The organism is Rhodococcus sp. NPDC054953 (assembly GCF_053609225.1).
Window position 1 is genome coordinate 23,683 of sequence record NZ_JBSGXD010000038.1, and the last position, 6,000, is coordinate 29,682.

Genomic DNA, 6,000 nt, shown 5'->3' on the forward strand with positions numbered 1-6,000 from the left:
GGGGTTCTTTTGTCGGGGACGTGGGCAGGCGGGCTGCCGGCGGTCAGGACGACCACGCCGCTCTACCTAGGAGGCCCCATCAGCACTGAGACTCGCATCAACGAGCGCATCCGCGTACCCGAGGTCCGCCTTGTCGGACCGGGCGGTGAGCAGGTTGGCATCGTGCGTGTTGAAGATGCACTCCGCTTGGCTCAGGACGCCGACCTCGACCTGGTCGAGGTCGCGCCCGACGCGCGTCCGCCGGTGTGCAAGATCATGGACTACGGCAAGTTCAAGTACGAGGCCGCGCAGAAGGCGCGCGAATCGCGCAAGAACCAGCAGCAGACCGTGATCAAGGAGCAGAAACTCCGCCCGAAGATCGACGATCACGACTACGAGACCAAGAAGCGCAATGTCGTGCGCTTCCTCGAGGCCGGATCCAAGGTCAAGGTCACGATCATGTTCCGTGGTCGCGAGCAGTCCCGCCCGGAACTGGGATTCCGGCTGCTGCAGCGCCTCGGCGCCGACGTCGCGGACCTCGGCTTCATCGAGACGTCCGCGAAGCAGGACGGCCGCAACATGACGATGGTGCTCGCCCCGCACAAGGGTGCCAAGACCCGGGTCAAGGCGCAGGAGCAGGCCCAGCGGGGTGCGCGTCCCGCAGCGCCCGCCGCTCCGGCAGCGCCCGCCGCTCCGGCAGCGCCCGCGGAGCCCGCCGCACCGCAGTCGCCCGACGCGCCCGCGAGCTGACAGACCAGCACGAAGTACGCAGCAGTAGAAGAAACGGAAACTGAGGACTCCATGCCCAAGAACAAGAGCCACAGCGGCACCTCGAAGCGATTCAAGGTGTCCGGCAGCGGCAAGATCCTGCGCCAGAAGGCCGGACGTCGCCACCTGCTCGAGCACAAGCCCACCAAGGTCACCCGCCGCCTCGACGGTGTCGCCGTCGTCGCCCCGGCCGACGTTCCCCGCGTCAAGCGCCTGCTCGGCATCTGATTCGACCTTCCAGACCCACCCTCGGGCGTTCGAATCATCACGCTCGACCGATTGACAGGATTTTTCAGTGGCACGCGTAAAGAGGGCAGTCAACGCCCAGAAGAAGCGTCGTTCCGTTCTCGAGGCGTCCGCCGGCTACCGCGGCCAGCGCTCGCGCCTGTACCGCAAGGCCAAGGAGCAGCAGCTCCACTCGATGACCTACGCGTACCGGGACCGCCGCGCGCGCAAGGGTGACTTCCGCAAGCTGTGGATCTCGCGCATCAACGCCGCAGCCCGCGCGAACGACATCACCTACAACCGCTTCGTCCAGGGCCTCAAGGCCGCTGGCGTCGAGGTGGACCGCAAGATCCTCGCCGAGCTGGCCGTCTCCGACGCCGAGGCGTTCGCCGGTCTGGTCGCCGTCGCGAAGGCGGCGCTGCCCGCCGACGTGAACGCCCCTGCCGGGGAAGCGGCCTGAGCAAGCCGATCCAGGAACGACCCGTGGACCCGTTCACCGAGCGGACGCCACGGGTCGTTTCTGCTGTCAAGCTGCACCGCGGCGCCGAGCGCCGCAGGACGGGCCGGTTCCTGGCGGAGGGCGCGAACTCGGTGACCGCCGCCCTCGACACCGCCCGGATCGAGGAACTGTTCGTCACCACCGACGCCGCGGTGCGCCACGCCGACCTGGTCGAGCGGGCACTCGCGCAGCGGGTGCGGGTGTCCCCGGTGACGGATCGGGCGGCGAAGGCCCTCGGTGACACCGTCACCCCACCGGGGCTGGTCGCGGTGTGCCGGACCGTCGACGTGTCGCTCGCCGACGCGCTCGGGGCGCGGCCGCGGCTGCTTGCCGTTCCGGTTGCGATCGCGGACCCCGGCAACGCGGGCACCGTGATCCGGGTCGCGGACGCCGTCGGTGCGGACGCGGCGATCCTCGCCGGCGACAGCGTGGACCCGCACAACGGCAAGAGCGTTCGCTCGTCCGCGGGCAGCGTCTTCCATCTGCCGGTCGCCAGGGAACGGGACATCGACGCCGTGCTCGCCGCGCTCACCGCGGCCGGGGTGCAGGTCCTCGCGACCGCCGCCGACGGCGAGGTGGACCTCGACGCGGCCGACGAGTTGCTCGCCCGGCCGACGGCGTGGCTGTTCGGCAACGAGGCGCACGGCCTCGACCCGGAGCTGGCGGCGCGGGCCGACCATCGGGTGCGCATCCCGATCCACGGCCGCGCGGAATCGCTGAACCTGGCGACCGCCGCCGCGATCTGCCTGTACTCGAGCGCGCGGGTGCAGCACGGGCCCGCCCGGCCGACACCCTAGAATTTGCCAAGAGAACGCGCGAGCAGAACCGAACACGAGGAGTTAGACGAGCCGTGGCCAAGAACGAGGGCGACACCGCACCCACCATCGACGCCGAGGCATCGAACGAGGCTTCGCTCGCGGCGGCGCTGAGCGAGGGGTCGCTTGCCGCGGCCGCCGGGGCTGCGGAACAGGCGTTCGCCGCGGCGCCCGACCTCGACGCGCTCGCGAAGGCGAAGATCGACCACCTCGGGGACCGGGCGCCGCTGTCGCTGGTGCGCCGGGCGCTCGGATCGCTGCCCGGCAAGGAGAAGGCCGACGCGGGCAAGCGCGTCAATGCCGCCCGCACCCGCGCCACCACCGCATACGACGCACGCAGGGAGGTGCTGCTCGCCGAGCGCGACGCCGCGGTCCTCGTCGCGGAGTCGATCGACGTGACCCTGCCCGTCGGCCGTCGTCCCGCCGGGGCCAGGCACCCGATCACGATCATCTCCGAGCAGGTCACCGACGTGTTCGTCGCGATGGGCTGGGAGGTGGCGGAGGGCCCGGAGGTGGAGACCGAGCACTTCAACTTCGACGCGTTGAACTTCCTGCCCGACCATCCGGCGCGCACCATGCAGGACACCTTCCACATCGCCCCCGAGGGGTCGCGGCAGGTGCTGCGCACCCACACCTCCCCGGTGCAGGTGCGGTCGATGCTGTCCCGCGACCTGCCGCTGTACGTGGTGTGCCCGGGCCGGACCTTCCGCACCGACGAGTTGGACGCCACCCACACCCCGGTCTTCTCGCAGATCGAGGGGCTGGCCGTCGACAAGGGGCTGACGATGGCTCACCTGCGCGGCACCCTCGACGCGTTCGCCAGGGCGTTGTTCGGCCCCGACACCCGAACCCGTATGCGGCCCAACTACTTTCCGTTCACCGAGCCGTCCGCGGAGGTGGACGTCTGGTTCCCAGGCAAAAAGGGCGGCGCCGGCTGGGTCGAGTGGGGCGGCTGCGGCATGGTCAACCCGCACGTGTTGCGGGCCAGCGGCATCGACCCCGACGAGTACAGCGGCTTCGCGTTCGGGATGGGGCTCGAACGGACCCTGCAGTTCCGCAACGGCATCCCCGACATGCGGGACATCGTCGAGGGCGACGTGCGGTTCACGCTGCCCTTCGGTGTCCGGGCCTGACCACCTGAACGACCGAGCCGAGAACGAGAGAGCTGAGTAGACGTGCGAGTAGCGCAATCGTGGCTGACCGAGATCCTGCAGCGGGCCACCCCCGGTTGGGAGGTGACCCCGGAGGACCTGGACGCCGGGTTCGTCCGGGTGGGTCTCGAGGTCGAGGAGGTCGACGCGGTGCCCCTGGTGTCGGGGCCGCTGGTGGTCGGCCGGGTGCTGGAGATCGAGGAGCTGACCGAGTTCAAGAAGCCGATCCGGTTCTGCCGGGTCGACGTCGGTGCCGCGGAGCCGCAGGAGATCGTGTGCGGCGCACGGAACTTCGCGGTCGGTGACCTGGTCGTCGCCGCGTTGCCGGGTGCGGTGCTGCCCGGGGACTTCGCGATCGCGTCCCGCAAGACGTACGGCCGGGTGTCGAACGGCATGATGTGCTCGGCCTCCGAGCTGGGCATCGGCAAGGACCACTCGGGGATTCTGGTCCTCGAACCCGGGACCGCCGAACCGGGGACCCCGGCCGGTGAGATCCTCGGGCTCGGCGACACGATCATCGAGCTGAACATCACCCCCGACCGCGGCTACTGCTTCTCGGTGCGCGGGTTGACCCGGGAACTGGCGAACGGCTTCGACCTCGACTTCGTGGACCCCGCCGTGACGGTGCCGTACGAGGCGTCCGGTGACGCGTGGCCGCTGCACGTGCAGCCCGAGTCGGGCTGCACCCGGTTCACGCTGCGGCGGGTTACCGGCGTGAACCCCGACGCGGTCACCCCGTGGTGGATGCAGCGTCGGCTGCTGCTGTCCGGGGTGCGGCCGATCTCCCCGGCCGTCGACGTCACCAACTACGTGATGCTCGAACTCGGGCATCCGCTGCACGCGTTCGACGCGGCCAAGATCAGCGGCGGCCTCGTGGTGCGCCGCGCGGTCGCCGACGAGAAGCTGACCACCCTCGACGGGGTGGAACGCGCCCTCGACGCCGAGGACGTCGTGATCTGCGACGACAGCGGCGTCATCTCCCTCGCCGGGGTGATGGGTGGCGGCAGCACCGAGGTCGGGCACGACACCACCGAGGTGCTGCTCGAGGCCGCGATCTGGAATCCGCTCGCCGTGTTCCGGACCTCGCGGCGGCACAAGCTGATCTCCGAGGCGTCCAAGCGGTACGAGCGGGTCGTCGACCCGGCGCTGTCCGCCGCCGCACTGGATCGGGCGGCGGGGCTGCTCGCCGAGATCACCGGCGGCCACGTCGAGCCGGTGCTCACCGACGTCGGCACGGTGGCAACGCCGGAGCCGATCGAGATGGACCTGGACCTGCCGAGCCGGGTCGCGGGCGTCGCCTACCCGGACGGTGCCGCCGCACGCAGGTTGACGCAGGTCGGCTGCACCGTCGACGTCACGGTCGACGGGGCCGGGCACGGTCGCCTCGTCGTCACGCCCCCGACGTGGCGACCGGACCTGACCCAGCCCGCCGACCTCGTCGAGGAGGTGCTGCGGCTGGAGGGACTCGAACAGATTCCGTCGGTGCTGCCCGCCGCGCCTGCGGGCCGCGGCCTGACGGCGCAGCAGCGTCGTCGCCGCGCGGTCGGCAAGGCGCTCGCGTTCGACGGCTACGTCGAGGTGTTGCCGACGGTGTTCCTGCCCGCCGGCGTGTTCGACACCTGGGGCCTCGACGCGGACGATCCGCGGCGGGCCACCACCAGGGTGCTCAACCCGCTCGAGTCGGACCGCCCGGAACTGGCGACGACGCTGCTGCCCGGGCTGCTGGAGATCCTGTCCCGCAACACCTCTCGGGGCCAGCGAGACCTGGCGCTGTTCGGGATCGCGCAGGTTGTCCTTCCCGGGCCGGACACCAAGCGGGTCGACGCGCTGCCGGTGGACCGGCGGCCCACCGACGAGCAGGTCGGCGATCTGCTCCGGTCGCTGCCCGCGCAGCCGCTGCACGTGGGCGCCGTGCTCACCGGGCTCCGGGAGCCGAGCGGACCGTGGGGTCCGGGACGCGCCGCCGATGCGGGTGACGCGTTCGCGGCCGCCGACGCGATCGCCGCGGCCGCCGGTGTGGTGCTGGAACGCCGGGCAACGCAGCAGCTGCCCTGGCATCCGGGCCGGTGCGCGGAGCTGCTGGTCGACGGCGTGGTCGTCGGGCATGCCGGTGAGCTGCATCCCGCGGTCCTCGAACGCGCCGGGCTGCCCGCCCGCACCTGCGCGGTGGAGCTGAACCTCGACGGGCTGCCGATCGTGGAGTCGCTTCCCGCGCCGCGGGTGTCGCCGTTCCCGGCGGTGCTGCAGGATGTCGCGGTCGTCGTTGATGCTGCGGTGCCCGCCGCCGCCGTCGAGTCGGCGCTGCGCGGCGGCGCGGGTGACCTGCTTGAGGACATCCGGTTGTTCGACGTGTTCACCGGGGCGCAGGTCGGTCAGGGCCGCAAGTCGCTGGCGTTCGCGATTCGGTTCCGGGCCGGTGACCGGACCCTGACCGAGGACGAGGCCAGCGCGGCCCGCGACGCGGCGGTGGCCGCCGCGACCGCCGCGGTCGGGGCGCAGCTGCGCGCCTGAGCAGCGACCTCCGCGGAGGACCCCCCACCCTCTAACGGAGGGGCATTCCCGG

General features: G+C 71.4%; 6 protein-coding genes. All 6 read left to right on the forward strand.

Annotated elements, in window-relative coordinates:
• The first annotated feature begins 33 nt into the window (after positions 1-33).
• The 6 genes from infC to pheT all read left to right on the forward strand — a co-directional run bounded on the left by infC (position 34) and on the right by pheT (position 5,948).
• Positions 34-729 (forward strand): translation initiation factor IF-3, encoded by a 696-nt coding sequence (infC, locus tag ACWF62_RS19555; protein WP_452631087.1) that lies wholly within the window; start codon positions 34-36, stop codon positions 727-729.
• 51 nt (positions 730-780) lie between these two features.
• Positions 781-975, forward strand: coding sequence for a 50S ribosomal protein L35 (gene rpmI / locus ACWF62_RS19560; RefSeq protein ID WP_378507781.1), 195 nt, complete (start codon positions 781-783; stop codon positions 973-975).
• A 67-nt stretch (positions 976-1,042) separates the two neighbouring features.
• A complete protein-coding gene (gene rplT / locus ACWF62_RS19565) occupies positions 1,043-1,432 on the forward strand; it encodes a 50S ribosomal protein L20 (protein ID WP_378507780.1) in 390 nt (129 codons plus the stop codon).
• Positions 1,433-1,455: 23 nt separating this feature from the next.
• Complete coding sequence (locus ACWF62_RS19570; protein WP_452631079.1) at positions 1,456-2,268, forward strand: TrmH family RNA methyltransferase; 813 nt, start codon at positions 1,456-1,458, stop codon at positions 2,266-2,268.
• 53 nt (positions 2,269-2,321) lie between these two features.
• Entirely contained in the window at positions 2,322-3,419 is a 1,098-nt protein-coding gene (pheS, locus tag ACWF62_RS19575) for a phenylalanine--tRNA ligase subunit alpha (protein ID WP_378507778.1), read from the forward strand.
• A gap of 42 nt (positions 3,420-3,461) precedes the next feature.
• A complete protein-coding gene (pheT, locus tag ACWF62_RS19580) occupies positions 3,462-5,948 on the forward strand; it encodes a phenylalanine--tRNA ligase subunit beta (RefSeq protein WP_452631082.1) in 2,487 nt (828 codons plus the stop codon).
• The last annotated feature ends 52 nt before the right edge of the window (positions 5,949-6,000 follow it).